At 73.0% G+C, this 25,866-nt stretch carries 23 protein-coding genes; 10 read left to right on the forward strand and 13 right to left on the reverse strand.

All coding sequences use genetic code 11. From position 1 onward, the window contains the following. Nucleotides 1-87 precede the first annotated feature (87 nt). Nucleotides 88-1,149, forward strand: coding sequence for a TIGR03617 family F420-dependent LLM class oxidoreductase (locus ACWCPW_RS24750; RefSeq protein WP_449763781.1), 1,062 nt, complete (start codon nucleotides 88-90; stop codon nucleotides 1,147-1,149). Nucleotides 1,150-1,167: 18 nt separating this feature from the next. On the opposite strand, the gene ACWCPW_RS24755 is transcribed toward ACWCPW_RS24750, so the two are convergent. After that, nucleotides 1,168-4,986, reverse strand: coding sequence for a DUF2157 domain-containing protein (locus ACWCPW_RS24755; protein WP_449763782.1), 3,819 nt, complete (start codon nucleotides 4,984-4,986; stop codon nucleotides 1,168-1,170). A gap of 244 nt (nucleotides 4,987-5,230) precedes the next feature. Here ACWCPW_RS24755 and coaBC point away from each other — a divergent pair, with 244 nt between their 5' ends. Both coaBC and metK read left to right on the forward strand, forming a co-directional pair. Next, nucleotides 5,231-6,439: a bifunctional phosphopantothenoylcysteine decarboxylase/phosphopantothenate--cysteine ligase CoaBC gene (gene coaBC / locus ACWCPW_RS24760; protein WP_449763783.1), complete on the forward strand. Its 1,209-nt coding sequence runs from the start codon at nucleotides 5,231-5,233 to the stop codon at nucleotides 6,437-6,439. 208 nt (nucleotides 6,440-6,647) lie between these two features. Beyond that, the gene (gene metK / locus ACWCPW_RS24765) at nucleotides 6,648-7,841 is read left to right on the forward strand and encodes a methionine adenosyltransferase (protein ID WP_449763784.1); all 1,194 of its coding nucleotides are present in this window, start codon (nucleotides 6,648-6,650) and stop codon (nucleotides 7,839-7,841) included. Between the two features lie 184 nt (nucleotides 7,842-8,025). Here metK and ACWCPW_RS24770 read toward each other — a convergent pair whose 3' ends face one another. From ACWCPW_RS24770 to ACWCPW_RS24780, 3 genes are all read right to left on the reverse strand, one after another. Then, on the reverse strand, nucleotides 8,026-8,256 hold the full coding sequence (locus ACWCPW_RS24770; protein ID WP_449763785.1) for a hypothetical protein: 231 nt from the start codon (nucleotides 8,254-8,256) through the stop codon (nucleotides 8,026-8,028). A gap of 75 nt (nucleotides 8,257-8,331) precedes the next feature. Continuing rightward, nucleotides 8,332-8,859, reverse strand: coding sequence for a hypothetical protein (locus ACWCPW_RS24775; RefSeq protein ID WP_449763786.1), 528 nt, complete (start codon nucleotides 8,857-8,859; stop codon nucleotides 8,332-8,334). Between the two features lie 187 nt (nucleotides 8,860-9,046). After that, complete coding sequence (locus ACWCPW_RS24780; RefSeq protein WP_449763787.1) at nucleotides 9,047-9,709, reverse strand: nitroreductase family protein; 663 nt, start codon at nucleotides 9,707-9,709, stop codon at nucleotides 9,047-9,049. Between the two features lie 173 nt (nucleotides 9,710-9,882). Between ACWCPW_RS24780 and ACWCPW_RS24785 the strand changes: the two genes are divergently transcribed. Then, nucleotides 9,883-10,209: a nuclear transport factor 2 family protein gene (locus ACWCPW_RS24785; RefSeq protein WP_449763788.1), complete on the forward strand. Its 327-nt coding sequence runs from the start codon at nucleotides 9,883-9,885 to the stop codon at nucleotides 10,207-10,209. 164 nt (nucleotides 10,210-10,373) lie between these two features. Here ACWCPW_RS24785 and ACWCPW_RS24790 read toward each other — a convergent pair whose 3' ends face one another. Both ACWCPW_RS24790 and ACWCPW_RS24795 read right to left on the reverse strand, forming a co-directional pair. Then, on the reverse strand, nucleotides 10,374-10,658 hold the full coding sequence (locus ACWCPW_RS24790; RefSeq protein ID WP_449763789.1) for a hypothetical protein: 285 nt from the start codon (nucleotides 10,656-10,658) through the stop codon (nucleotides 10,374-10,376). Nucleotides 10,659-10,925: 267 nt separating this feature from the next. Next, nucleotides 10,926-11,513 carry a hypothetical protein gene (locus ACWCPW_RS24795; RefSeq protein WP_449763790.1) on the reverse strand — a complete coding sequence of 196 codons (588 nt, stop codon included), beginning with the start codon at nucleotides 11,511-11,513 and terminating at the stop codon, nucleotides 10,926-10,928. Nucleotides 11,514-11,653: 140 nt separating this feature from the next. Between ACWCPW_RS24795 and ACWCPW_RS24800 the strand changes: the two genes are divergently transcribed. Then, nucleotides 11,654-12,082 carry a DUF5709 domain-containing protein gene (locus ACWCPW_RS24800; protein WP_449763791.1) on the forward strand — a complete coding sequence of 143 codons (429 nt, stop codon included), beginning with the start codon at nucleotides 11,654-11,656 and terminating at the stop codon, nucleotides 12,080-12,082. A 151-nt stretch (nucleotides 12,083-12,233) separates the two neighbouring features. On the opposite strand, the gene ACWCPW_RS24805 is transcribed toward ACWCPW_RS24800, so the two are convergent. The 3 genes from ACWCPW_RS24805 to ACWCPW_RS24815 all read right to left on the reverse strand — a co-directional run bounded on the left by ACWCPW_RS24805 (nucleotide 12,234) and on the right by ACWCPW_RS24815 (nucleotide 17,194). Further along, nucleotides 12,234-14,759 (reverse strand): hypothetical protein, encoded by a 2,526-nt coding sequence (locus ACWCPW_RS24805; RefSeq protein WP_449763792.1) that lies wholly within the window; start codon nucleotides 14,757-14,759, stop codon nucleotides 12,234-12,236. Nucleotides 14,760-15,471: 712 nt separating this feature from the next. After that, nucleotides 15,472-16,563, reverse strand: a complete 1,092-nt coding sequence (locus ACWCPW_RS24810; protein WP_449763793.1) for a Gfo/Idh/MocA family protein — start codon at nucleotides 16,561-16,563, stop codon at nucleotides 15,472-15,474. A gap of 169 nt (nucleotides 16,564-16,732) precedes the next feature. Then, entirely contained in the window at nucleotides 16,733-17,194 is a 462-nt protein-coding gene (locus tag ACWCPW_RS24815) for a hypothetical protein (protein ID WP_449763794.1), read from the reverse strand. Nucleotides 17,195-17,315: 121 nt separating this feature from the next. On the opposite strand from ACWCPW_RS24815, the gene ACWCPW_RS24820 reads away from it, so the two are divergent. From ACWCPW_RS24820 to ACWCPW_RS24830, 3 genes are all read left to right on the forward strand, one after another. Beyond that, nucleotides 17,316-17,840: a PaaI family thioesterase gene (locus ACWCPW_RS24820; protein ID WP_449763795.1), complete on the forward strand. Its 525-nt coding sequence runs from the start codon at nucleotides 17,316-17,318 to the stop codon at nucleotides 17,838-17,840. A gap of 152 nt (nucleotides 17,841-17,992) precedes the next feature. Then, the gene (locus ACWCPW_RS24825) at nucleotides 17,993-19,645 is read left to right on the forward strand and encodes an AMP-binding protein (RefSeq protein WP_449763796.1); all 1,653 of its coding nucleotides are present in this window, start codon (nucleotides 17,993-17,995) and stop codon (nucleotides 19,643-19,645) included. 37 nt (nucleotides 19,646-19,682) lie between these two features. Continuing rightward, complete coding sequence (locus ACWCPW_RS24830) at nucleotides 19,683-20,534, forward strand: PaaX family transcriptional regulator (RefSeq protein WP_449763797.1); 852 nt, start codon at nucleotides 19,683-19,685, stop codon at nucleotides 20,532-20,534. 77 nt (nucleotides 20,535-20,611) lie between these two features. Here the strand turns inward: ACWCPW_RS24830 and ACWCPW_RS24835 are convergent, their stop codons facing one another. Beyond that, nucleotides 20,612-21,706 carry an alpha/beta hydrolase gene (locus ACWCPW_RS24835; protein WP_449763798.1) on the reverse strand — a complete coding sequence of 365 codons (1,095 nt, stop codon included), beginning with the start codon at nucleotides 21,704-21,706 and terminating at the stop codon, nucleotides 20,612-20,614. Between the two features lie 40 nt (nucleotides 21,707-21,746). Beyond that, nucleotides 21,747-22,772 (reverse strand): alpha/beta hydrolase, encoded by a 1,026-nt coding sequence (locus ACWCPW_RS24840; protein ID WP_449763799.1) that lies wholly within the window; start codon nucleotides 22,770-22,772, stop codon nucleotides 21,747-21,749. 235 nt (nucleotides 22,773-23,007) lie between these two features. On the opposite strand from ACWCPW_RS24840, the gene ACWCPW_RS24845 reads away from it, so the two are divergent. Then, the gene (locus ACWCPW_RS24845; protein ID WP_449763800.1) at nucleotides 23,008-23,616 is read left to right on the forward strand and encodes a hypothetical protein; all 609 of its coding nucleotides are present in this window, start codon (nucleotides 23,008-23,010) and stop codon (nucleotides 23,614-23,616) included. Next, the gene (locus ACWCPW_RS24850) at nucleotides 23,613-24,851 is read left to right on the forward strand and encodes a PrsW family intramembrane metalloprotease (RefSeq protein ID WP_449763801.1); all 1,239 of its coding nucleotides are present in this window, start codon (nucleotides 23,613-23,615) and stop codon (nucleotides 24,849-24,851) included. The genes ACWCPW_RS24845 and ACWCPW_RS24850 overlap by 4 nt, the downstream gene beginning before the upstream one ends. A 115-nt stretch (nucleotides 24,852-24,966) precedes the next feature. Here the strand turns inward: ACWCPW_RS24850 and ACWCPW_RS24855 are convergent, their stop codons facing one another. Together ACWCPW_RS24855 and ACWCPW_RS24860 are read right to left on the reverse strand one after the other, a co-directional pair. Continuing rightward, a complete protein-coding gene (locus tag ACWCPW_RS24855) occupies nucleotides 24,967-25,188 on the reverse strand; it encodes a hypothetical protein (RefSeq protein ID WP_395873885.1) in 222 nt (73 codons plus the stop codon). Between the two features lie 116 nt (nucleotides 25,189-25,304). After that, complete coding sequence (locus tag ACWCPW_RS24860) at nucleotides 25,305-25,679, reverse strand: hypothetical protein (protein WP_449763802.1); 375 nt, start codon at nucleotides 25,677-25,679, stop codon at nucleotides 25,305-25,307. Nucleotides 25,680-25,866: the final 187 nt, after the last annotated feature.

Raw genomic sequence — 25,866 nt, forward strand, 5'->3', positions numbered from 1 at the left:
TCTTGATCCTTGATCGCGTATGGCGTACTTGTGCTTCGGGCGCCGACACGCGCGACACGCAGGTGATCCGGAGGGTGGGCGACGAGGGTGGACCGGATCGAGAGCGGTGCGCACGCGCCGAAGGCGGGCGCACGACGACCGCTGCCCGTGGACACGCTGCTGGACGCGCCGTTGGCCCGCGCCGGTGAGCGGGCCCGGGAACTGCGCGAGGCGGGCTTCGACGGGGTGTTCACCTTCGAGGGCCCCACCGACGTGTTCCTGCCGCTGGTGCCCGCCGCCGCGGCGGACGTGGACATCATGACCAACATCGCGGTGGCCTTCCCGCGCAGCCCCACCCATCTCGCGCACACCGCCTACGACCTGCACCTGGCCTCGCACGGCCGGTTCCGGCTCGGCCTGGGCACCCAGATCCAGGCGCACATCGAACGCCGGTACGGCGCGAAGTGGTCGCGCCCGGTGGCCCGGATGGCCGAGACGCTGCGCGCGGTCCGTGCGGTGCTCACGTGCTGGCAGCGGGAGACGCCGCTGGACTTCCACGGCGAGTTCTTCGACCTCACGCTGATGCCGCCGACGCTGCGACCGGGGCCGAACCCGTACGGGCTGCCGCCGCTGCTCGCGGGCGGGGTGGGCCGGCGGATGATCACCATGGTCGCCGAGCACGCGGACGGGCTGCTCGTACACCCGCTCAACACCGACCTGTTCGTGCGCGGCCCGGTCACCGACGCGGTCACCGACGGCCTGGTGTTGTCCCAGCGCGCCAGGGAGCGGTTCTCGGTGATGCTCGACGTGATCGTCGCGGCCGGGCGGACCGAGGAGGAGATGCGCGCCGCGATCAAGGGGGCCCGGGCGATGGTCGCGTTCTACGCCTCCACGCCCGCCTACCGGCCGGTGCTCGACGTGGAGGGTTACGGGCCGCTGCAGGCCGAACTGCACGCGCTGATCCGGGCCGGCCGCTGGTCGGACATCCCGCACGCGGTCGACGACACACTGCTGGGTCGCGTGGTGGCGATCGGCGATCCCAAGGACGTCGCGGCCCAACTGGCCTCGCGTGCCCACGGGGTCGCCGACCGCCTCGGGTTCTACCTGCCCTATCGGGCCGACCCGGCGTGCGTGTCCGAGGTGCTGGACGAACTGCGGGCGCTCACCTGAGCCGACCCCGTCGGCGGCCTACCCCAGTCGTCCCACCGCGCGGCGCAGGCGCTTGAGGTCGCGCAGCCGGCGCTCGTAGCCGGCGCCGATCACGATCAGCAGGATGCCCGCGGTGCCGAGCACGGCCCAGCGCGGCACCGCGTCGTACACCGGCGCCAGGTGCGGCAGCAGGTGCACCAGGCCGACGGTGGCCAGCACCGCCGCGCCCAGGAACAGCGGTGCCTGGAGCCGGAATCGCGCGCCGACCAGGAGCGTGGCGATCGCCGCCGCGCCGAGCAGGCTCGGCCGGATCGGCTCGTCCCGGCTCAGCGCGAGCGGCAGCGAGGGCAGCAGCAGCACCGCGAGCGGCGCGCCGTAGGCGGCCCACGAGGTGGTCTTCGGGTCGGCACGCCGGCGCAGGAAGCCCTCGGTCAGCAGGGCCAGGCCCAGCGGGATCGTGTACGCCTCCGGGTGGGTGACCCCGAGCAGCGCCAGCCGCAACCAGTAGGCGGCGAACAGCAGCGACACGGCGGTCGGTCGGGCCGCGGCGCGCAACGGTCCGTCCGGGGTGGTCGCGGCGGCCGCGCCGGCGGTGGCCAGGGCGAGCCAGATCTGCTCGGGGGCCACCACGAGGGTCGCGACGGCGGCCACGAGCACACAGCACGCGGCGACGAGCGCGGTCGCGAGGCCGGCGGCGGCGTCGCGGCGGGGGAATCGGGCGGCGGCGACGTACAGGAGGGCGGCGGTGCCGACCGCGGCCAGGACGGACACGGTGGGCGCGGCGCCGAGGCGGTGCAGTGTGGCCGGCACCGTCGCGGTGAACAGCGCGACGCCGGCGGGCGCCCAGATCGGGCGTGCCTCGCCGTGCCCGCGGACCGCGCTGTGCAGGGTGCCGGCGGTGACGACGGCGAGCGCGACCGGCAGCAGGCCGTGTGCCTGCGTGATCGACAGGCCCGCCGCGATCACGGCGACTGCCTCGATCGCGAGCGCGGCCCCGGGCAGATCGTGCAGACGGGTGGCCACCACGAGCAGGATCGCCGCCGCGCACGCGCCGGCCACCGCCTGACCGGGCACCCCGACGTCGAGCCGGTGCAGCGTGGCCGCCGTCGTGGCGTACAGCAGGACGGCGGTCGCGGGCGCCCACGCGGGCCGCAGCACCGTGCGACCGAACAGCGCGCCGCACAGGGTGGCCCCCGCCGCGATCGCGAACGGGACGGGCGAGGTCGTGCGGCCGGCCAGGAGGGCGACGAGCAGGGCCGCGCCCGCCGTGCCCTCGATCCCCAGGGCGACGGCGGGCCGACCGGCGGGCACGGTGGCGAGCGGGAAGAGCAGGGCGGCGGCGATCACGGCGGCGTGCGCGGTGCCGGGCCGATCGGCGCCGAACGCGTGTGCGCCGGCCGCGATCGCGGCGACCCAGCACACGCAGGCCGCGCCGGCCCAGCCCGGCCGGGTGCTCGGCAGGTCGCGGAACGCGCCGGCCAGGCACGTCGGCAGGGCCGCGGCCAGGCCCACCGCGAACGGGACCGGGGCGGGCGCCGCGGCGAGGAGGCCGATCGCCCAGCCGGCGCCGCCGACCAGGGTCAGCGCACGGGTGGTCGTGGACGTCGGGCGCGGCGCCATCGCGATCAGCGTGACCAGCGCGCACAACAGGGCGGGGACGAGGCCGGTCGTGGCCGGCGCGGCGCCCGCGTGGTGTGCCGCCATCGCGGCGTCGGTACCGGCCACGGCGAGTGCGAGGCCGGCGGCGATCGGTCGGACGAGGGGGCGGAGGAGCGCGGGGTCGAAGGTGAGGCGAGGCGGGTGGTCGGCGCCGGGATGGTCGGCGGCGGGTCGGTCGCCGTCGGGGCGATCCCGGGGCGGGGCGAACGGGTCGGTGGTCGAGTCCTCGGCGGCGGGCGATCGGTGCTTGTTCCGGTGATTGGTGGTCGCTTGGTCGGATGCCCGGTGGTCGGATGTCGCGTCGGTGTTCGCCTCGGCCTTTGCCTCGGTGTTCGCGTCGGTGTTCGCCTCGGGGTTGGCCTCGGCGTTCGCCTCGGTGGTCGCCCGGTTCGGCTCCGGCGAGGGACGTCCCGGTGACAGGACGGCGGTGAGCGTGAGGCCGGCCGCGCCCAGGGCCCAGACCGTGATCGAGGTCAGCGGGTGCGCCGTCGCCCACGTGAGGGCCACGACACCGTGCGCGAGGCCGACGAGGGGCAGCCACGGGCGTACCCGCCCGGTCAGGGCCCACCCGGCGGCGGCCACCAGGTGCCAGCCGAGCGCCGCCCACAACGGCAGATCCAGGGCCGGCGGCAGGACCACGAGCAACCCCTCGACGGCGACCGCGCCGGCCACCAGGGCCGGCGTACGTCCGGGCCGACCGCGCAGCAGGGTCACCGCGGTCAGCGCCACCAGCAGTGCCAGGGGCAGCATTACCGGCGGCGCCAGGCCGAAGTCCCAAGCACCGTCCGGCAGGACCGCGTTTCGCCCGCCCGCGCCGGCCGAGTCCAGGCTCCACGCGCGGCCGGGCCAGGACAGCGGGCCCACCAGCGCCACCACCGGCGCCGCGATCACCCAGAACGCGGGCGCCGCCGTCAGCGGCGCGAGCACCGCGAGCGGCCCGGCCCGGAACGCGCGCGGCACCGCGAACAGCGGCGCCATCGCGAGCAGGACCACGATCAGCAGGCCCACGCCCGTCCACGCGATCGGCAGGTCCGAGTCGTCGGTGGGCCGGGTGGCCGACAGCAGGGCCACGGCCGCGAGCGAGCCGGCCATCGCGCATCCGGACGCCAGGTGGCGCACCGCGGGGGAGCCACGCAGCGCGAACGCGATCCCGCCGGCGATCGCGGCGAGCCCCAGCATGGTGGCCGCCGCCGCGCCGCTCGGACCCTCGACGAAGGTCAGCACGACCGCCGTCAGCCAGTAGCTCAGCACGCCGACCTCGGTGACGATCCGCAGCCCGCGCGCGGCCCGGGCGTAGACCCGGCTCAGCAGCGCGACGTCGACCGCGGCCTGGACCCCGAGCCCGACGGCCAGCGGCAACAGCGACGAGCGGCCCACCCCGAACCACGCGATCACCAACGGCAGCGGACCCTGGAGCAGCACCGCCGCCGAGATCCGCAACGCGCGCAGCGGCGCCACCATCGAGCCCAGCGCCGCCGCACCACCGACCGCGAGCATGGTGCCGGCGAAGGCCGGCACCGCGCTCCCGTCGCGCAGCCCGGCCAGGTCCGCGGCCCAGGCCGCGTAGCCGTCGAGCAGGCCCATCGCGACGGTGAGCGCGGCCATCGCCTCGGCGGTCGCGGGCAGTTCGCGCCGCTCGGCGACCGCGGTGCCGGCCGCGGCCAGCACCAGGGCCAGCGCCATCACCAGGGCCCGGCCGCCGGTGCCGGTGCGATTCCAGGTGACCGCGACGAACACGAGCGCGGCCAGCACCACCAGCAGCACCCCCGCGCCCAGCACGATCCGGGCCACCCGGCGCCGCCCGACCTCGGCCATCTCGCGCAGGCGGGCCGCGGGCGGCTGGGTGGGGACGGGCGGGTACACCGGTGCGGGCGGCTGCGGCTGCGGCTGCGTCGGAGGCGGCACCGGCACCGGCGCCGCCTCCGACGCCGGTGTCGGCGGCGGTGTCGCCGCGGGCACCAGGGGCGGGCGCGTGACCGCCCGGTGCGCCTCGGCGCGCATCCCCTGAAGCAGTGCTTCGCGCTGCCGCAGAAGTTGCGCCGCCGACACGCCGAGCCGCCACAACCGGTCAGCCTCCGGCCCGCTCAGCCGGATCGCACACCGGTGGCAGCGCTCGGTGCGCGGAATCCCCAACGCCCCCGCACAGCCGGGACACCGCGTCGCGTCGTCCAACAGCCGCTCGTTCAACATCGACGTCATCTCCCCCGATGGAATCCTCGCCACGATGCTGGCAGCGGCAGCGGGGCGGGACATCCGTACGCGTACTCAGATTCCGGCCCGCCGTGCGGGTGCCCCGCGGAAGGCGGTGTGCGAGGGCCGCCCGCGACGGCCCGTCGGCAATCGCCGCCCGTGCGACACGAGATCGAGCCGTTTGGGGCGGTGTCGTAGGCTCGCCGTGCCGGTCGGAACCCGGGTCGGCCGCGACGGAGGACCAGGAGCAGCGATGAGTACCGGATCTCGACCCCGCGTCGTCCTCGGCGTCGCCGGCGGCATCGCCGCGTACAAGGCGTGTGAACTGCTGCGCAGACTGACCGAGTCCGGGCACGAGGTCCGGGTGGTGCCGACCGCGTCCGCGCTCAACTTCGTCGGTGCGGCCACCTGGTCGGCGCTGTCCGGGCAGCCGGTGGCCACCGGGGTGTGGGACGCGGTGCACGAGGTGCCGCACGTACGGATCGGCCAGAACGCGGACCTCGTCGTGGTCGCGCCGGCGACCGCCGACATGCTCGCCAAGGCCGCGCACGGGCTCGCCGACGACCTGCTCACCAACACGCTGCTCACCGCGCGATGTCCGGTGGTGTTCGCGCCCGCGATGCACACCGAGATGTGGGAGCACCCGGCCACGGTGGAGAACGTCGCGACGCTGCGCCGGCGCGGCGCGATCGTGATCGAGCCGGCGGTGGGCCGGCTGACCGGCAAGGACACCGGCAAGGGCCGACTGCCCGACCCGGAACAGATCTTCCAGGTGGTCCGGCGGGCCCTCGCACGCGGGGCGACCGCGCCCGATCTGGCCGGCCGGCACGTCGTGGTCACCGCCGGCGGCACTCGTGAGCCGCTGGACCCGGTCCGCTTCCTGGGCAACCGCTCGTCCGGCAAGCAGGGCTACGCGCTGGCCCGCACCGCGATCGCCCGCGGTGCCCGGGTCACCCTGATCGAGGCCAACACCGGCCTGCCGGATCCGGCCGGGGCCGACGTGGTGCACGTGGGCACCGCCCTCGACCTGCGCGAGGCGGTGGTCAAGGCGGCGGCGGACGCGGACTGCGTGGTGATGGCCGCGGCGGTCGCCGACTTCCGGCCCGCGAACCGGGTGGGCGGCAAGATCAAGAAGACCGACGCGGAGCCGGACCCGATCACGCTGGTCAAGAACCCGGACATCCTCGCCGAACTGGCGCACGACCGGCTCCGGGCCGGTCAGGTCGTGGTCGGCTTCGCGGCGGAGACCGACGACGTACTCGCCAACGGCCGGGCCAAGCTCGCCCGAAAGGGCTGTGACCTGCTCGTGGTCAACCAGGTGGGCGAGGAGTTGACGTTCGGCACGGATGTCAACGAGGCGATCGTGCTGGCCGCCGACGGTGCCGAGACGCCGGTTCCGCACGGCCCGAAGGAGGACCTCGCGGACGTGGTCTGGGACCTGGTCGTGCCCCGTTTCGGCTAGTTCGTCGGCCGAATCGAACGCCCGATCGCCCCAAGTTCACACAAAGTGAGCAACGCCACGCCGTCCATTGCGTGGGACACCCAGTCCCCCGTCGGGGGTCGGGGGGATAAACTCGGGCCCAGTATTCGGTGGACCCGCCCGTCCCGACCTGTCCGGACGGTCCGGGTCCACCTGCCAGCCAGCAGCCGCTGCAACCCCAGGGAGCGATGTGTCCCGCCGTCTGTTCACCTCTGAGTCCGTGACCGAAGGTCACCCGGACAAGATCGCCGACCAGATCAGCGATTCCATCCTGGACGCGCTCCTCAAGGAAGACCCCAAGAGTCGGGTCGCCGTCGAGACGCTGATCACCACCGGTCAGGTGCACGTGGCCGGCGAGGTCACGACGCAGGGCTACGCCGACATCCCCACGATCGTGCGCGAGCGCGTCCTGGAGATCGGCTACGACAGCTCGAAGAAGGGCTTCGACGGCGCCTCGTGCGGCGTCTCGGTGTCCATCGGCGCGCAGTCGGCGGACATCGCCCAGGGCGTCGACACGGCGTACGAGAATCGGGTCGACGGCGACGAGGACGAGCTGGACCGCCAGGGCGCGGGCGACCAGGGCCTGATGTTCGGCTACGCGTGCGACGACACCCCCGAGCTGATGCCGCTGCCGATCACGCTCGCCCACCGGCTGGCCAAGCGACTCGCCGACGTGCGCAAGAACGGGACCATCCCCTACCTGCGCCCGGACGGCAAGACCCAGGTCACCATCGAGTACGACGGCGACCGCCCGGTCCGCCTGGACACGGTCGTGGTCTCGTCGCAGCACGCGTCCGACATCGACCTGGACTCGCTGCTCGCGCCGGACATCCGCGAGTACGTGGTGGAGCCGGAGCTGGCCGGTCTGGGCATCGAGACCGAGGGCTACCGGTTGCTGGTCAACCCGACCGGCCGGTTCGAGATCGGCGGCCCGATGGGCGACGCCGGACTCACCGGTCGCAAGATCATCATCGACACCTACGGCGGCATGGCCCGGCACGGTGGCGGCGCGTTCTCGGGCAAGGACCCGTCGAAGGTGGACCGCTCGGCCGCGTACGCGATGCGCTGGGTGGCCAAGAACGTGGTGGCCGCCGGCCTCGCCCGCCGTTGCGAGGTGCAGGTCGCGTACGCGATCGGCAAGGCCGCGCCGGTCGGCCTGTTCGTGGAGACGTTCGGCACCGAGTCGGTCCCGGTGGCGACCATCCAGGCCGCCGTGAACACCGTGTTCGACCTGCGGCCCGCCGCGATCATCCGCGACCTGGACCTGCTTCGGCCGATCTACGCCCAGACCGCCGCGTACGGCCACTTCGGCCGCGACCTGCCGGACTTCACCTGGGAGCGGACCGACCGCGTGGACGCCCTCAAGGCGGCCGCGGGCGCCTGAGCCTTTCGCCGATCGCTTTTCGCTGTCTCGTTTTGCCGCCGGCCGCGGCGCGGACCCTTCGGGGCGCGCGCCGCGGCCGGCGGCGTTTCTTCCGGGGTCGATGGTGACCGGTCCGCGATCGCCGGCGACCGGGGCGGCCGACATCGAGGGGCCGCGCGGGACGCCGGGGCGGGCCGGGCCGGGTTCAGGCGGCCTGGGCGGCCATGCGCAGGCGGGTGACCAGGTCGGCGCGGTCGCCGCCGGCGGTCATCGCCGGGTGCGCGTGCAGCGCCTCGACGGCGTCGCGAGCCTGGGCCCACAGCCGGGCATGCTCCTCTTCGGTGAGCTGCCCCGCGTGTCGGGCGATGGCCTCGTAGGCGGCGTCTCGGGCCCGCTGCAACTCGATCAGGTCCGCCGGGATGGGCTGTTCGGACATACCCCAGAGCTTACGAGAGACCACGTAAACACAGGGTTAGCTCCAAATTGCGGCGGACCCCACGCGATGTCTGTTTCAGATGGCCTCGTGATCACGGCCGGGCTGATGTTGCTGGTGGCGCGGTATGCGGTACTCGGTCACCGGTGGCATGCAGAAGATGGTCAGGTCGCACGCGACGCCGACCGCCTGGGTGGGGGTGTGGCCCAGGTGCAGCGCGGCTCGCGCGTACTCCCAGCCGGAGCCGATCGCGCCGTAGTCGTAGTAGAAGACGTCGAAGTCGTTGCTCGTCTCGAACAGTTTGCCGTCGAACGCGAACATGAACTCCGACTTGGGCTCGAAGCTGGACAGCTTGCGCTTGCCCCATTCGACGAACTCGGCGTAGAACTCCAGAATGTCGCGTTCCTCGGCCGACGCGGGTGTGTGCGTGTCCAGGAACAGGCGCATCAGGTTGATGTCGCGCAGCAGTCCGGCGCCGCCGAAGATCAGGCTCTCGCCGATCTTGTACAGCTTGGTGCCCTCGGTCTTGGCCTGACCCCAGGTCACCTGGGAGTCGGCGGCGACCACGATCGACTCGTCGATGATTTTTCCGGCGACGACACTCATCAACGCCCCCCGTACGTACGGCTGATGCGGATCCGGACGTGCCGATTCAGGATCGCAGAGGGGCGGGCTTCGGCGCAGGCGTTCGAGGTGGCGCGCGACGGCTCGCGCCGGACGCGAGCGGGCCGGCCCCGCCGGACGGGCGCGGTCGTACGGCCCGCCCGGCGGTCGCGGTGGTGCCGGCGGCGGGTCAGAGGCGGACGACGACCTGGTCCAGCGGCTTGCGGTGGATGTCCGGGACGCGTGCGTGCTCGGCCGGGTAGCCGACCGGGATGACGTAGGCGGCGCGCTCCTCCTGGGGGCGATCGCACACCTCGTTGAGGAAGCGCATCGGGCTCGGCGTATGGGTCAGCGTGGCGAGGCCGGCCTGGTGCAGCGACGCGAGCAGGAGGCCGACGGCGATCCCGACCGATTCCTTCGTGTAGTAGGGGCGCGGCGAGTCCGGTCCCTTGTGCACCTCGAACACGACGATCACGACCGGCGCCTCCTCCAGGAAGGGCTTGTGCCAGTCGGTGCCGATCGGCGCGAGGGCCTGGAGCCATTCGGCGGACGCGCGGTGTTCGTAGAACTCGCGCTCCTCCTGCTCGGCGGCCTCGCGCAGGTGGCGCTTGCGCTCGGGGTCGGTGAGCACGACGAAGCGCCAGGGCTGCACGTTGGCGCCGCTGGGCGCGGTGCCCGCGGTGCGGATCGCCCAGTCGACCACGTTGTCCGGGATCGGCCGGGAGGAGAAGTCGCGGACGGTGCGGCGTTGGGCCATCACGTCGTGGAAGGCTCGGCTGCGGGCTTCCGCCTCGTGGGCGGGGACGCCGCGGTGCCGGTGCGGAACCGTGGGGTATGTGGGTTCGTCGACCATGGCGCACAGCACAGCACGGCGCGGGGGCCGGACGGAAGGCCCGCTCTTGGTCGACCGCGGTCCGCTTACCCGAGTGGGTCACCCCGCAGGCCGAGTCGCCCCGATTCGGGTCGACTGGTGGGGCCCGGGCTCCCGTTCGAGGTCCGGCCTCCCGTCTCGGAAGGACGTTCGCGATGAGCGATCAGCGGTTGCCCGCGCCCGTGGAGCGGCTGGTCGCCGCCGCGAACGCGGGTGACGCGGAAGCGTTCCTGGACGCGTTCGCCGCCGACGCGTCGGTGAACGACTGGGGCCGGGTCTTCACCGGGCGGGACGCGATCGCACGGTGGAGCGACGCCGAGTTCGTCGGAGTACGGGTGACCCTCTCCGTCACCGCGGTCCGCGAGGACGGGGACGAGACCGTGGTGACCGCGGACGTCGGGGGCGACGGGTTCGACGGCCTGTCGAACTTCGCGTTTCGCGTGGCGGGCGACGTCGTGCGCGAGATGAGGATCAGCGGGTGAGTGGTACGGGCGGCGTCCGCCGGTGCCGGTGCCGGTGCCGGTGCCGGTGCCGATGCCGAAGCCGAAGCCGGTGCCTGTGCATACGCGTGTGCGCGCGTGCGCGTGTGCGCGTGTGCGCGCGTGCCAGTCTCCGGGCCCGGTTGCCGGGCGGTGTCGGCTCGGCGTCAGCGGTTGAGCAGGGACTGTTCGGTTTCGGTGCGTTGCGGTTCGCTGAGCGAGGTCGTCGGCGCGGGAGCGCTGGTCCGGGTGACCCGGAACTGCCGGCCGGTGCTCGCGACGGTCACCACGGAGCCGGCCCAGGCTTCGGTCACCCGTCGGGCCAGGTCCGCCTCGGCCACTCCGGCGCGGGCCAAATCCTCGCGCAATCCGCGGGCCGCGGACTCCCGAGTCCCGGTGTGCAGCGTCTGCCATGCGTCGCGGTTCGTCTCGCGTGTCTGCGCCTCGTGCATTCCGTTTGCTCCCTCCCCGGCCCCAGGACCGGGCTTTCCGTCCCTGACCCCCTGGACCACCCTGCGCCGGCGATCAAAGATCGTCCAAATCCATCAGGAAAAATCAGCCTCAGGCATGAGACGGGTGGAGGTGTCTACGTCGTTGGAACGAGCGGTTGGGTGGGCTGTGGGTCCGGTGGCGGGGAACCGCCTCCAACCGGTCGAAAGCGCCGCGGGCGGGAGTCGGCCGAGGCGCCTGGGCTCGGCAGTCGGCCGAGATGCCTCGGCTCAGCAGTCGGCGCCCACCGGGACGCGCACCTTCGTCTGCAACCCGCGCGAGCGCACGACCAGGGTGAGGCAGCCGGGCCGGTCCACGTAGTAGCCGCCGGGGAAGGCCGTCCAGGAGTTCGCGGTGGAGCCGGTCGTGCAACCCGGGACCCGGACGGCGACGGCGGACGACTGGCCGTTGCCCCATCCGATGGACGCGCCGTTGCCGCGTGCGGGCAGCACCTCGATGTCGACGACGGCGCCGTCGCGGACCATCAGGCCGGACTTGGCGAACAGGGGGTGCAGGTACTCGGTGCCCGTGGACTTGGTGGTCTGGAGCCTGCGGCCGGTCTCCAGGGCGACGTCGCCGAGGACGACGGTCGACCCGTCGGCGGGCTCCGGGCGGTCGCCGATGGTGTGCAGGCAGTTGATGGTCAGGGACGGCTCGGGGCGGACCTCGGCGACCTCGGTGGGCTCCGGGGCGCGGCCGACCCGGTCGGGTCCGTCGGCCCTGTCGTCGGGTCCGTCGTCGCCGTCGGAGCCGCATCCGGTGGCGGTGAGCACAAGGCAGGTCAGGACCGCGGCGACGCGTAAGCGATATTCCGGCACCCGGACATGCTGCCAGGCGGGGCCGCTCCCGGGCAGCCCCGAATGAACCGGCCGACGCTGGGCAAGGTCACTCGGGTCGCGGGGGACGGGGCCGAGCCCTGGACGCACGGCACGAGCACTTCAGCGGAAGGTGGCAGGCGATGAGCGACGACACTCCGGATCCGACCGAAGACTCCCCGGACACGCCGGGCGACGACGGCGTACTCGGCCCCGAGGACACGCTGTCGACCGACGACCTGTCGTACGACCCGCTGGACACCGGGATCCTGCCGCCGGACCGCTGGTCGGCGGCGGAGCGCTACGGCAACACTCCCGAGGAGGAGCGGCGCGGCGAGTCGCTCGACCAGCTCCTGGCCGAGGAGGAACCGGACGTCTCCATCGACGACGTCGTCTCGGACGAATGGGAGGGCAGCCCCGACCCCAGGGCGGGGCGGCTGGTCGCCGAGGACGAGGGCGCCCACGAGGACACCGAATCGGAGGCGGTCGCCCACGACGTCGGCATCGACGGCGGCGCGGCGGGTGCGGAGGAGGCGGCGATGCACATCATCCCGGAGGAAGAGGTTCCGTAGGCGGGAGAGGTCCCGTGGACGGAAGACGTGTCGTGGACGGGAGAGGTCCCGTGGACGCAAGCGCGGGTCGGCCCGCCCCGCGTCCTCGCGCTCGCCCCCGTGCCTGCGCTCGCCCCCGCGTTCGCGCCCGTGTCGTGTCGTGGGGGCGGGGTCAGTCGGTGGTGGGGGGAATGGGGGTCAGGAGGGTTTCGGGGGTGGGCTCGGGGCCGGTCAGGGGGCGGCCGTCGAGGAGGTCGAGGGTCGCGGACAGGCTCGCGGCGGCGGCTCGTGCCGCGCCGGCGGCGAGTGGGTCGCCGGTGTGCGCGGCGAAATCGGCGAGTTCGCGGTCGGCTTCGGGGCGGTCGGCGATCAGGGTGTGGCGCAGGTCGGCCAGCGGGCCGGCGATCCAGGACTCCGCCTCCGACTCGGTCTCGGCGACCCGGCGCATGGCGTCCACCCAGCGGCTCACCGTCCCGAGCGACTCGCGGGCGTACTCCAGCAGTCGGCGTCGGGCCGGCCCCTCCAGGCGGTGGCCCTTGCCGTTGCGGAACTCCTCGTCGATCGCGGAGAGCCGGCTCTCCAACTCGTGGTGCTTGGTGAGCCGGCGCAGCGCCTCGGCGACCTCGTCCAGGTCGCGCCGTTCGTTGCCGGCCGCCAGCCGCAGCAGTCGGCCCAGCAGGCCGTCCTCGGGTCGCCACCACAGTTGGGCGATCGAGGTGGCGCGCGGGAAGCGCAGGTGGCGCGGGTGCAGCAGGGCCTCGGCGGCGTCCGCCGCGCACGTGGCGGCGCCGGCCTCCGCCTCGGCGAGGGCTTCCAGCGCGCCGAGGTTGCGGGCGCCGCCGAGCAGGCCCTGTGCGGAGCCGGTGGCGATGTGGCGGGCCAGCGTGGCCACGGCGGGCAGGTCGCCCAGCCCGGCGGCGGCCTCCTGGAGCAGGCCGTACGTGCTGTGTCCGCACAGTACGGCCGCGCGCGCGGCCGCGGCCACGGTCAGCAGTTGGGTCGCACGGTCGTGGCCGGGTACGCGCAGGGCCATCTCGTCGAGTTCGTCGCGCAGGGACAGCGCGAGGGCGCCGGTGTCCGAGCGCGCGCCGTTGGCGTAGGCGAGGGCGCGCAGCGCGGATACGCGCTCCGGAGCGTCGGCGGACATGGCCCGCACCGCCGAGGCGTAGTCGCCCCGGCCGATCAACTCGCCGATCAGTGTCGCGGAGTCGGGGTCGGGTCGGGGGGCGGGCGGGTGGCTGGACTCGACGGGTGCCGTGCCGACGGTCTTGGTCCCGGCGTCGCCATCGTCGCCGTTGTCGGCCCGGCCGTCCGCATTGGCAGCCGCGGCCGTGGCCTTCGCTCCCGCCCGCGCCGACGGTTCGTCGGCGTCGACCGGCGGAGCCTCGGGGGTCGGGGCGGGTTCGGCGTCGGTGTCGCTCGTGCCGTCGGGTGCCGCCGCCTGCTCCTCGGTGGTCGGCGGGTGCGTCGCGGCGTTCGGGGCAGCCGTGGTCGGTGTCTCGTCCCAGGACAGCCGACCACGCAGCGCGGCGTTGACGATGGTCGGGTCGGGCAGGTGCGGGCGGACCGTCTCGGCCAGTGCGTCCACGCCCTCGTCCCGGTCGGCCGCGATCGCGTCGATCAGCGCGCCGAGGTCGGCCAGGGCCAGTACCCGGCGCCGGTCGGCCGGCTCCCAGTTCTCGTGACGCGTACTCAGGTCGGTTGCCAGCTCCCGAAGTTCGGTGATCGCCGCGCCGTGCGACGACGGGCCGACGAGGTCCCGGAAGCGGGCCACACCGGCGAGTTCGCGGGCGTGTACGGCGGCCTCGTGCGCGGTGATCGCCGCGGCCAGCCCCGGTCGGTCCTCGGGCAGCGTGTCCGGCTCGGCCCCGACCAACGCGCCGACCGCCTCGCGGGCCTCCGCGACGGCCGGGCCGACCAGCGCGAGCATGGTCAGGTCGGCCTCCTCGGGCGCGCGGCCGGCCGCGACCGAGGCGGTCACCGAGTCGGCGGCGGCCCGGGCCCGGCCGAGCGCGTCGTCGAGCGAGCGCAGCGGCGACGGGGGTTCGCTCGCGCCGCACATCCGGTCCCGGCAGAACGCCTCGAACCGCCGACACGCGGTCACCACGTCGGCGATCACGTCGGCGGGCCACCCGGGCAGCGCGAGATCGGCCTCGGTCAGCGTCAGTCGCAGCAGCGCGGCGGCCTGGCAACTGAACCCCCAGTCGGCGATCGCGGTGAGCCGGATCAGATCGGGGGTCAACGTCGTGGTCTTCAGGCTTTCCAGGATCTCGCCGTCCAACGCCTCCGAGTCGGTGTCCAGGGTCGCGGGCAGCAGCACGCGCAGCACCGGCAGGGTGACCACCTGGGCGGTGTAGCCGCGTACGCTCGCGGTCTGTTTGCGCAGCCGCTTGAGCGCGTGTTCGGCGATCGCGGGAGTGGGGCGGCGCGCGGGCGGTACCCGCAGCGCGCGCAGCGTGTCGGTCCGGGTGGGGTTCGGCAACCGCCACAGGGCGTCGGCGAGGACGTCCGGGGCGATTGCCGCCAGACAGTCCACGAGTGGATCGCCGAGGCGGGCGAGTTGCACCGCGACCGCCGACTTCTCCCGGGCTATCTCCTGTTGATCGTGATCCGGATGATCCAGGAAGGGTTGCAGTTCGCCCGACGAGGTCGCCCACCACAACCAGTCGACACTGCGGGATCGTGGCTGACGCACCATGTTGGCCTCCCGAGGGAGAGGGGGCTGGTCTCTGGTTATACCGCCGCCGGCCCGAGATACGGATGGTTCTGCCGGAAACGCAAGGAATGAGCGCGGGTCGATCGACGCTCCGTATACCACCATGAGGTATATGGGAATTCGATGGCGGGCGAGGCTTGTCCGCCGCCGTCTACCGCAAGATGCGGTAGAACCCGGCCTGGGCGCGGCGGGCTGCAACCTCGACACCGTGCCGCCGGCCGCGGGTGCCCTGGGGGGTGTGGTCCTGCCGATGAGGTCGGCGCGATCCTGATGAGCCTCTCCACGGTCGTGGTCGCCCGCAACGCCCAACTCCCGCGCCGCCTCGACCTCCGACCCGGCGCGCGGGAGGCGTGATCAACCGGGCGGCGCCGCGCTTCCGGCCTGTCGGCGAACTCCTGGTCAGGCCTGCCGTCTTCACGCGCCGAGAGGGCGATCCCCCACCGGTCGCGCACCACCGATACAGCCGTCCGCAGCCGTCCGGAACCCCACCGCGTGGGCAGCCGCCACGCGTCGTACGCCGCCGGCGTGGGCGACGAGGGTGTGGAGTGGGCCGCGACGCGGGCGTGGCGCGCTGCTCGACACCTTCGACGCACCTTCGCGCACGCGCTGATCGCTCCGAGGGGTCGGTTTCCGGATCGACCCCGCGCACCCCCGCGCTCGCGCGGATCGATTCGACAGGCCGGGGCCGCCCACGTCAGGCGCAGGGCGTCCAGTGGCCGCCGCCGGTGGCGGAGGCGCGGATCGCGTCGAGGACTCGTTGACCGGCCACGCCGTCGGCGAAGGTGGCGTGGCGTGGGGCGTCGGGGACCGGGGTGCCGTCGATCAGGGCGGCGAAGGTCGTGGCGAGCCTGGTGTACGGCGCGCGGTCGATGCCCATCGAGTGCAGGAGGTCGTAGGCGGTGTGCATCAGGTCGGACGGGGGCGCGATCGGGTCCGGGTTGGCCAGGTCGGCGGGGGTGTCGACGCGCCGGTCGCCATCGGCGTCGGCGAGCCAGACGTCGTCGAACTCGACCCAGGCCGTGCCGTGGGTGCCGGCCACGCGCGTGGTCAGCAGCGGTGGTCCGTAGACCCCGGCGGAGCTTTGCAGCGTGCCCTCGACGCCGGTCACCGTGCGGAAACGGATGTTGAAGGTGTCCTCGGCGGTCTGTCCGGGCCGGTCGGCGACCAGCGGCAGACCCGCGCTGACCCCGGCGAACTCGCCGAGCGTGTGCCGGATCTGGTCGATCCAGTGCGACGCGTGCGCCCCCAGCCAGCCGCCGCCCTCCTCCGCCCGACCCCACCACGCGGGCACCTCGGCGTCCGGCCCGGTCAGCACCGGGATGTGCAACAGCCAGGTGGCGAGCCGGGGTTCGCCGATCGCGCCGTCCGCGATCAACCGCGCGAGCAGGGCCTGCGAGGACTGCCAGCGGAACTCGGTGCCCAGCATGTGTACGACGCCGGCCTTCTCGGCGGCGTCCAGCATCCGGGCCGCCTCGGCCGCGTCGGTCGCGAACGGCTTCTCGCACACCACGTGCTTGCCCGCCGTCACCGCCGCGATCACGATGTCGGCGTGCGTGTGCGGCGGCGTGGCCACGGTCACCGCGTCCACGCCGTCCAGCGCGAGCGCCGCGTCGAGATCGGTGAACGCGTGCGGCACCCCGAACCGCTCGGCCCGCTCGGCGGTACGCGCCGGGTCCCGGCCGACCAACGCCCGCACCTCGAAGCCCGCGTCCCGGAAGGCGGGCAGATGCGTGATGCATCCGAATCCGGTCCCCACGATCGCCACACCCAGCTTGTCCCGCGCCATGACGCCGCTCTCCTTTTCGGGGCCGAGGATGCCCGGGATCGAGACCGGGACCGTGGCCGGTCGTCCGGGTCCCGGCCGGGCCGAAACGCGCGCCTACGGTAAGGGAAGCTGTCCAATTTCACCATCGCGCCATCATGTGACGAAGCGCATCCGACAGCGTCCGGTGGCGTCAGCCGATCCGGCGCGCCGATCCGCCCTCGGTGGTCAGCCGCGCCCGTGCCATCCACGTTGCCGCCTCCGCCGTGCCCCGGGTCAGGAACAGCCCGACGGCCTCGCGCGCCGCCTTCGGCGTCAACGCGGCCTCGACCTCGTCGGCGGGATATCCGAACACGTCGACGTCCCGCCAGACCACGGGATCCGTGGTGGTGCCGGGCTCGCGTTCGAAGGAGACGGTGCGGCACCCGTGCTCCGAGCCGGTGACGTCGACGCGCAGGGTGCCCAGGCGCCCCCCGAAGCTCCAGAACTCCCGGTGGCCGTCATCCCCGTAGCCGGCCCCGGCGCAGGACCAGTACGGGCGTACGTCCACCACCGTGGACAGCACCCACTGCGCCTGCGGCTCGCTCATCCCGAATCGCAACGTCCCGGCGCCGCGCGGCAGCACCACCCCGACACCCGGCAGCAGTTCGAACATGACCCGATTGTGCCCGCGAAGGCCCGACGCGGGTGATCGGGACTCTGGTTCGATGATCACCAGCCCGGGGGCCCGCGCCGCCCGCGGCCCCCGATCCCCCCACTCGAAGGGCGACACCACGATGACCGAGACCCCCGCCGACGCGCCGGCCACGCCCGAGGCGGCGGATGCCCCCGACGCACGTAAGGCACCTGAGGCACCCGAGGTGCGTGAGGCGCGTCAGGCGGGTGAGGCGCTCGACTTCGCGCGATCCGTGCTCGCCGCCCAGCCGTTCAGCCGGCTCGTCGGTGCCCGGGTCACCGCGTTCGGTGCCGGGGAGGCCACGCTGGAGGTGGATGTGCGCGACGAACTCCGGCAACAGAACGGCTACTTGCACGGCGGCGTGCTCGCCTATGCCGCCGACAACGCGATCACCTTCGCGGCCGGCAGCACGCTCGGCTCGGCCGTACTGACCGGCAGCGTCTCCGTTCAATACCTGCGCCCGGCGCTGGGTGCCACGCTGCGTGCCGACGCGCGGATCGTGCACGCCGGCCGGCGACAGGCGGTCTGCGACTGCACGCTGACCATGGTGGCCGCCGACGGCGGCGAGACGGTCTGCGCGATCGGTCGGGGCACGGTACTGGTGGCGAACGGGACCGGCGCGTGACGGGACGGCCACACGACGGGACGCCCGCGTGACGGGATGCGCGCGCGACCGCGGCCCGCCGGGCGCCGTGGCGGGAAGGGGATGCCATAGCGAGCCGATGTCGCGTACCGTTGACTGTCGTCACGATGGCAACAGGATGATGAGGTGCCGGCATGCAGCTCCGTCCCTCCGCGCACGTCGACACGTTCTCCCGGGATCGGCTGCCGCCGGTCGAGCAGTGGCCCGAGCTGATCTTCGAGCTGCCGGACGTGCGCTACCCGGATCGGCTCAACTGCGCCGCGGCACTGCTCGACGACACCATCGCGCGACACGGGGCGCACCGACGGTGCCTGGTCACCGCGCACGAGACCTGGACGTACGGCGACCTGCGCACCCGCGCCAACCAGGTCGCGCACGTCCTGACCGAGGACCTCGGCGTCGTGCCCGGCAACCGGGTACTGCTGCGCGGTCCCAACAACCCCTGGCTGGTCGCGAGTTGGTTCGGCGCGCTGAAGGCCGGCGCGGTCGTGGTGACCACCATGCCGCTGCTGCGCGCGCACGAACTCGACGCGATCCACACCATCGGCAGACCCGCGGTCGCGCTGTGCGACCACCGCTTCACCGCCGAGCTCGACGCGGCCGACACCCCGGGCCTGCGCGTGCTCACCTACGGCGGTCCGGGCGAGGACTCGCTGCCCGCCCGCTGCGCCGGGAAGAGCACCGTGTTCGAGACGGTGGACACCTCGGCCGACGACGTCGCGCTGATCGCGTTCACCTCCGGGACCACCGGGCGGCCCAAGGCCACCATGCACTTCCATCGGGACGTGCTCGCCATCGCCGACACGTTCTCCGCGCACGTCGTGCGTCCCGAGCCCACCGACCTGTTCACCGGCACGCCGCCGCTGGGCTTCACCTTCGGACTCGGCGGCCTGGTGGTGTTCCCGCTTCGCGCGGGCGCGGCCACGCTGCTCCTGGAACGCGCGACGCCCGAGGAACTCGCCGCCGTGGTCGCCGAGCAGCGGGTCACCGTACTGTTCACCGCGCCCACCGCCTACCGGGCCATCCTCGGCGCGGGCCTCGCCGACCTGCTCGCCGGTGTGCGGCGCTGCGTGTCCGCCGGCGAGGCGTTGCCGGCGGGGGTGTGGCAGGCGTACCGGGACACGATCGGCCTGCGGATCATCGACGGGATCGGCGCGACCGAGATGCTGCACGTGTTCGTCTCCGCCGCCGACGACGCGATCCGCCCGGGCGCGACCGGGCTTCCGGTGCCCGGATTCCGGGCCGTCGTACTCGGCCCGGACGGCAAGCCCGTCCCGGACGGCACCGCCGGGCAACTCGCGGTGAAGGGCCCGACCGGGTGCCGCTACCTGGACGACCCGCGTCAGCTCGACTACGTGCGGGACGGCTGGAACATCACCGGGGACACCTACATCCGCGACGCGGACGGGTACCTCTGGTACCAGGCGCGCAGCGACGACATGATCGTCTCCTCCGGGTACAACATCGCCGGGCCCGAGGTCGAGGCGGTGTTGTGCACCCACCCCGACGTGGCCGAGTGCGGTGTGGTCGGCGCCGCCGACGAGAGACGCGGCATGGTGGTCAAGGCGTACGTGGTGCTGCGTCCCGGGGTGGGCGCGGACGAGGCGACCGCCCGCGCGCTCCAGACCTTCGTCAAGCGGACCATGGCGCCGTACAAGTACCCGAGGCTGATCGAGTTCGTCGAGGAGTTGCCGCGCACCGGCACCGGGAAGCTGCGGCGCGGCGAACTGCGCCGGCGCGCGGCCGAGGGCACGCCGGTCGCCGACGCGGCGGCGGACCCCGGATAGGATCGCCGGCGAACCAGACTCCGCGAGGAAGGCGACCATGGCGGAGACCCCGGCCCGGCCCAGCTCCCTGATCAACACCGTGTACGGCGCGTTCGTGCGCGGACTCGGCGGCTGGATCTCGATCGCCGACCTGATCGTGCTGATGGGCGAACTCGGCGTGGACGCGCCGGCGGTGCGATCGGCGATCTCGCGGTTGAAGAAGCGCGGCACACTCACGCAGGAGCGGCGGGACGGTACCGGCTATCGGCTCAGTCCGGCGATGGAGTCGATCTTCGACGAGGGCGATCGGCGGATCTTCGGCAACCTGGAGCCGGCTCGGCTCGAGGACGGCTGGGTGCTGGCGATCTTCTCGGTGCCCGAGTCCGAGCGGGCGCATCGGCACCAGTTGCGGTCGCGGTTGACCTGGCTGGGGTTCGGCAACGTGTCGCCCGGTGTGTGGATTGCGCCGGCGCGGCTGCTGGAGGATGCGCGGCGCACTCTGGTTCGGGTCGAACTCGCGGACTACGTACACCTGTTCACCGGCGACGCGGCGTTTGCGGAGCTGGGGTCCGCGGTGGGGGACTGGTGGGACTTCGAGGCGATCGAGGAGCAGTACGCGCTGTTCACCGACGAGTACGGGCCGGCCGCCGCCGAACTCGTGCGGCGTCCGGGGGTGGATCCGGGCGAGGCGTTTCGGACGTACGTGCCGATGCTTACGCAATGGCGGCGGTTGCCGTATCTGGATCCGGGGTTGCCTGCGGAGTTGTTGCCGGCGGATTGGAACGCGGTCGAGGCGCGGAAGGTGTTCTTGGTCCTGCGGTCGCTCCTTGCGGAGGGGGCGGGGCGGCACGTTCGGGAGGTTGCGGGGTTGGCCTCAGTCGCCGGCCGGGCTGACGGGTTGTTCGTCTGACCTCAGGCGTTGGTCGGGCCGGGTTGGGGTGGCCTCAGGCGCCGGCCGGGCTCTGGTTGGCTCGGCCGGCGGGTGGGTTAGACGAGGGTTTTGGTCAGCCAGCGGAAGACGTCGGGGACCATTCGGCGCCAGACGTCGGTGCCGTGGCCGCCGCCTGATATTTCGGCGATGGTGATCGCGGTGGGGGGCTTGGCGATGGACTTGAGGGCTTGGGCGTCGCCGTAGCCGTCACCCTTTTCGCCCGCCAGGTAGAGGGCGACCTTCGGGGGCTGGGGGGCGTTCTTGAGGATGGTCAGGGGGTTCGAGGACTCGCGCAGGGCCGGGTCCTTCGAGGTGACCGAGTCGGGCTCGCCCTTGGGGTCGTTGTAGCCGGACAGGCTCACGCCCGCGCCGTAGCGGTCCGGGTGCAGCAGCGCCATCCGGGTCGCGCAGTGGCCGCCGGCCGAGTAGCCCGCGATGGCCCAGTGCTTGGGGTCGGACTCGGCGCGAAAGTTGTCGATCACCATGCGGCGCACGTCGCCGGAGATCCAGGTGTCCGCGTTGGCCTTGCCCGGCACGTCCGCGCAGCCGGTGTCCTCCTGGCCCGCGAGCAGCCTGGTCCGCGGCGAGACCAGGATGAACGGCGCCACCTCGCCCTTGGTCATCAGGGCCTTGAGCTGCTTGTTGACGTCCAGCGTGCCGAACCAGGCCTTGGCCGAACCCGGGTAGCCGGGCAGCAGTTCGACCACGGGGAACTTCTTGTCCGCGAACGCCGGGTCCTTGTACTGCGGCGGAAGCCACACGTAGACCTCGGCCTCGACGGCCGACTGCGGACCCTTGAGAGTGGTCTCCTGGACGCCCTCGCCCATCTTGCCGTCCGAGGCGGGCTCGAACTTGGTGAGCAGCTTGACCTCCGGCGCGGGCGGCGGCGCCGGCTCGCGAGCCTCGGTCACGTGGCCGCCCCCGGTGCCCAGGAAGTCGTCCCAGGTGTCGTAGAGGCTGTTCGCGTTGTTGACCATCACGAAGACCATCAGGATGGCCGTCGCCTGGCAGGTCACCAGCATGAACAGCCGCGCGACGATCTTGACCGGTTTGGGTCCGGGGATGCGGTTCCAGGCGATCATGGCCGCCGCGATGGCCGCGATCGCGAGCACGATGGTCGTTATGTAGAAGGGCGTACCGGTCAGGCTCACTGTGGTCTTCCAGGGTGATTCAGCGACGGTCCGGACACGGTCAGTCGGTGGTGGGTGGGGACATGTGTCGGCCGAGCCAGCCGAGCAGGTCGGGGATCATCCGCTTGAAATGTGAGGTGAGATGCCTGCCGCCGGGCTGCTCGTAGTACTCGACGCGGACCGGTGGCGCCGCCTTGGCGACGAAGGCCTTGACCAGCCGGACCTCGGCCGGATCCCCGCCGCCCGCGGTCGCGAGCACGTCGATCCCGGCCTTGCCCGCCGCGATGAGCTGATCCGGGCTGTTGGCGAGCCGTTCGGCCTCGTGGCCCTTCCACAGCGGCGAATCCGGGTTGAAGTAGCCGTCGATCGGCACCGCGACCTTGAACTGCTCCGGGTGTTGGAGTGCGAGCTTGACGCTGCAGAACGCGCCCGTGGACGCGCCCATCACACCCCATCCGGCCGGGTCGCGGAGCGTGCGGAAGTTGGCCTTGACCAGGTCGGGGATGTCCTGCGCCAGCCAGGTGCCCATCTTCGGCTGACCCGGGATGTCGCTGCACTCCAGGCTGCGCTTCTCGTCCTTCTCCAGGTTCTGCACCGGCATCACCATGATGAACGGATGCGTCCGGCCGGCCTTGGCCTCCTGCACGCTCAGCTCCTGGATCGGCAACTGGTTGTCGGTCCAGGTGTTGTAGCCGTTGCTCTGGCCGCCCGCGTACAGCGTGAGCACCGGGAAGCCGTGCTTCGCGTAGGCCGGGTCGTGGTACTCGGGCGGCAGCCACACCCACACCTTGCCGGTGACCCCCGACTTGGGGCCGGTGTACGAGGTCATCAGGATCGGCCCGACCGAAGTGGTCGTGGCGGTCGCGAAGTTCGTGGCGGGTCCGGTAGGGGCGACGACCTTGCTCGGCGGCGCGGGCTTCGCGGGCGGGTTCACCGGGTGGCCGCCGGACTGGGTCGGCGCGCTCGTGGACTTGGCGTTTTCCACCGATGAGTCGCCGGAAGAGCCGCACGCGGCCGCGGTCACCGCGACGAGTACGGCACCGGCCAGTGCCGTCGCGCGACGACGGCGTGCGGAAAGGGAGTTCAAGGCAAGGGCTCCGGCAGGCGTTCGGGGGTGGTGCTGTTGACAAAAACGACCCTAACCGGACAGCGAAACGGTCATTCGACGGCTCTGTAACAGCCGTCCATCGATCGGCGGGACGAACACAGCGTTTTCGTGATTTTACCGTGACCGAGTCACCCCTTCGGTCGAGCGTCGAGTGACATTCGGCGACGGCGCGGGTACCGGCGGGGACGCCCTCGACCGCAGACAGGAATCGCGCTTGTCTCTCACCGCACCCGTTCCGCGACCGCCTTCGCCGGATTCGAGCCCGAGTTCGAGGTCGGCGCCGATCCCCTCCACCCACGGACTGCGCGCGACGCTCGTGGTGGCCCTCGTGATGCTGCTCCTGATCGCGATCCCGTACCTGCTCAACCGCTCCGTCGTCGGCGCCGCGCGGGTGCACCTCGGCCAGGTGGTCACACTGGGCACGTTCCGGTACCACCCGGCGCCCGGCTGGCAGATCGACCGGGGCGCGTCCCAGACCGATCTGGTCAGCGTGGTGGTCAAGGGCGCGACGAGGTACCGGCTGACCCCGCTGGGTCGGCAATCCTCGGCGGCGAACGCGTTCAGGGCGGCGGCGCGCCGCTACGAGGCGACCGGGCGCGGCCGGATCGGCGGCGGCCCGGCCTCGGTGACCACCGCGCACGGGCTCACCGGCCTGGTCGCGCCGATCAGCGGGAACACCGTCGCCGGCACGCTCACCGTGCTGGTCGGCGGCGGCCAGGGGCTGGGCCTCTCGCTCACCGCGCGGCACACCGCGCCGCTGACCGAGGCGATCGCCGACGACGTGGTGAGCATGCTCGACTCGGTGGAGGTGGTCGAGTCGTGAGCGTGGCTCCGCTGACCGACCGCCGGGGCCGGCGGGACGCGGGCGGCATCGTGCGGCCCGCGAGCGCGGCGTTCTGGCTGTACCCGATCGTGTTCGCGCTGGGCGCGGCGAGCGTGGTGCCCAACTTCATCCGGCTGTCCTCGGCGGCACCCTCCGGCGCGCTCGTACTGAGCGTGGTCATCCACACGCTGTGGCTGATCCCGGCGCTCGCGGTGATCACCCATCTGGACCTGTTCGAGCGCGAGCCGCTGTCGTTCTGCGTGGCCGCCGTGTTGTGGGGCGGTGTGGTGGCGACCGGATTCGCGCTCGTGGCCAACGACAACGTGCTCTGCTATCTGTCCAAGCTGGATCCCACGTTCGCCACCGACTGGGGCGCCTCGATCTCGGCGCCGATCGTCGAGGAGACGCTCAAGCTGCTCGGCGTGGTGGTGCTGATCCTGATCAACCGGCGGGTCTTCGAGAGCGTGCTCGACGGCTTCGTCGTCGGCGCGCTGGTCGGCCTGGGCTTCCAGGTGGTCGAGAACGTGATGTACGCGCTGAACGCCGCGATCCAGGCCGGCGAGACCTGGACCGGCGGGATCGTGGCCAGCTTCTTCGTGCGCGCCATCGTGAACGGGTTGTGGAGCCACGCGGCGTTCACCGCGATGACCGGCGCGGGCGTCGCGTACGTGGTGGTCGGGGTGCGCCGGCCGCTCGGGGTGCGGCTCGCGGCGGCCGGCGCGCTGTACGCGGTCGCGTGGGGCCTGCACTTCGTGAACAACTCGCCGCTCCTGGAGATCGTCCTGGGGCGGACCGACTCGTACCTGACCATCGTGCAGATCGTGCTCAACGGTCTGGTCGTGCTCGCCATCGCGAGCTTCGTCTATCGGCTCGCGGCCCGGCAGCGGTACCGCTGGTTCGCGCATGCCGTGGGCAACGAGCCGGAGCTGTTGCCGCTGCGCGAACTGGCCGCGCTCGCCTCGAACAAGACCCGCAAGGAGGCGGTGGAGGCGGCCCGGCGCGAGCACGGCCGCAAGGCGGCCCGGGCGCAGAGCCGGTTGCAGCGCGCCCAGCTCGGCTACGGCGTCGCGCTGGCCAGGTCCACCGACCCGGACGGCGACCCGGGCGTGGCCCGCTGGCACCGCCGGATCGACCGGGCTCGGGCCCAGGTGGTGGCCGCCGACGCGGAACCGCCCGACGCTCCCGACGCGCCGACGGCACACGCGACGGTGCACGGCGAATCCGACGCGCCGTAGCGCGCATCGTCGGAGCCCGCGCTCGCTCGAAGCCGCGAGCCGGCCCGGTATCGGCGCACCGCCGATGCCGGACTCGGCACCGCCGCCGACGCGGGGTGGGCCTTGCCCGGCCGAGTCAGCGGCAGGTGCGTGAGTCCGGCGCGGTGCCGGCATCGGTCTGCCGGGGCCATTCGGTGTCCGGTGACCACTCGGCCGCGTCGAGGTCGGCGACGCCGTCCTCGCGCAGCAGGTCCCTGGGGGCGGTGCTGAGGTCGCGACGGCCGAGCGAGCGCACCACCAGGAGCACGGTCAAGCCGAGCAGACACGCGGACACGGCGAGCACGACGAGTCCGTCCATGGCGCTCCTCCCTACCTACATCTATAGGGCAGTTGCCCTCCATGGTCCCGTGCGAAGCCGGAGTTGTGAACCCGACGCGAGATGAACACCGGGCGACGGGTGCCGCGGCGGGCGGGTCACCGGGCGTCCGGGGGGTCGCTGTCGGCCATGATCCGACGTTGTCGTTCGGTGTCCGTGTCGAAGAACGTGTCGAGGTACTCGGTCGGTTCCAGCGGGCTGTCCCGGGCCAGCGAGAAGACCTCCGTACCGTGTCCGACCCGCGTGTCGAACAGCCGGAACGCCTGCGCGAGACCCAGGTACTCGGCGTCGTTCACGTCGCGGGCGTATTCCAGCGCGTCCGCCTCGGCCAGCGCGATGGCCTCGTCGAAGTCGGCGGCGCGCCATAACGTGACGCGTTCCTCGTAGATGTCCGGCTGATGGCGGAACAGACAGCGCACGGAGTGCCAGGCGGGATCCTCGGCGGGGGTCGGGGTGTCAGTCGATTCGGTCACGCGGCCGAGTGTGCCGGCGCCCGGTCACGGGTTCGGCACGTTTACCGGTCGAAGGAGTACGCCGGCGTTCCCGGAACCGGGCGGGACGCCCGGCCGTCGCGCGGTTCGGGCGGGACGCCCGGTGACAATGGCCGGATGCGCGCACCGATCGAAGCCATGGACCGCAACCTCGCCGAGCACGCGTGCC

It is taken from the genome of Embleya sp. NPDC001921, from assembly GCF_053594475.1.

Bases quoted from the DNA above. Each gene is read 5' to 3' on its own strand.
- ACWCPW_RS24755 (WP_449763782.1), bottom strand. From the start codon at position 4,986: ATGACGTCGATGTTGAACGAGCGGCTGTTGGACGACGCGACGCGGTGT.
- coaBC (WP_449763783.1), top strand. From the start codon at position 5,231: ATGAGTACCGGATCTCGACCCCGCGTCGTCCTCGGCGTCGCCGGCGGC.
- ACWCPW_RS24770 (WP_449763785.1), bottom strand. From the start codon at position 8,256: ATGTCCGAACAGCCCATCCCGGCGGACCTGATCGAGTTGCAGCGGGCC.
- ACWCPW_RS24775 (WP_449763786.1), bottom strand. From the start codon at position 8,859: ATGAGTGTCGTCGCCGGAAAAATCATCGACGAGTCGATCGTGGTCGCC.
- ACWCPW_RS24780 (WP_449763787.1), bottom strand. From the start codon at position 9,709: ATGGTCGACGAACCCACATACCCCACGGTTCCGCACCGGCACCGCGGC.
- ACWCPW_RS24785 (WP_449763788.1), top strand. From the start codon at position 9,883: ATGAGCGATCAGCGGTTGCCCGCGCCCGTGGAGCGGCTGGTCGCCGCC.
- ACWCPW_RS24790 (WP_449763789.1), bottom strand. From the start codon at position 10,658: ATGCACGAGGCGCAGACACGCGAGACGAACCGCGACGCATGGCAGACG.
- ACWCPW_RS24800 (WP_449763791.1), top strand. From the start codon at position 11,654: ATGAGCGACGACACTCCGGATCCGACCGAAGACTCCCCGGACACGCCG.
- ACWCPW_RS24805 (WP_449763792.1), bottom strand. From the start codon at position 14,759: ATGGTGCGTCAGCCACGATCCCGCAGTGTCGACTGGTTGTGGTGGGCG.
- ACWCPW_RS24810 (WP_449763793.1), bottom strand. From the start codon at position 16,563: ATGGCGCGGGACAAGCTGGGTGTGGCGATCGTGGGGACCGGATTCGGA.
- ACWCPW_RS24815 (WP_449763794.1), bottom strand. From the start codon at position 17,194: ATGTTCGAACTGCTGCCGGGTGTCGGGGTGGTGCTGCCGCGCGGCGCC.
- ACWCPW_RS24820 (WP_449763795.1), top strand. From the start codon at position 17,316: ATGACCGAGACCCCCGCCGACGCGCCGGCCACGCCCGAGGCGGCGGAT.
- ACWCPW_RS24825 (WP_449763796.1), top strand. From the start codon at position 17,993: ATGCAGCTCCGTCCCTCCGCGCACGTCGACACGTTCTCCCGGGATCGG.
- ACWCPW_RS24830 (WP_449763797.1), top strand. From the start codon at position 19,683: ATGGCGGAGACCCCGGCCCGGCCCAGCTCCCTGATCAACACCGTGTAC.
- ACWCPW_RS24855 (WP_395873885.1), bottom strand. From the start codon at position 25,188: ATGGACGGACTCGTCGTGCTCGCCGTGTCCGCGTGTCTGCTCGGCTTG.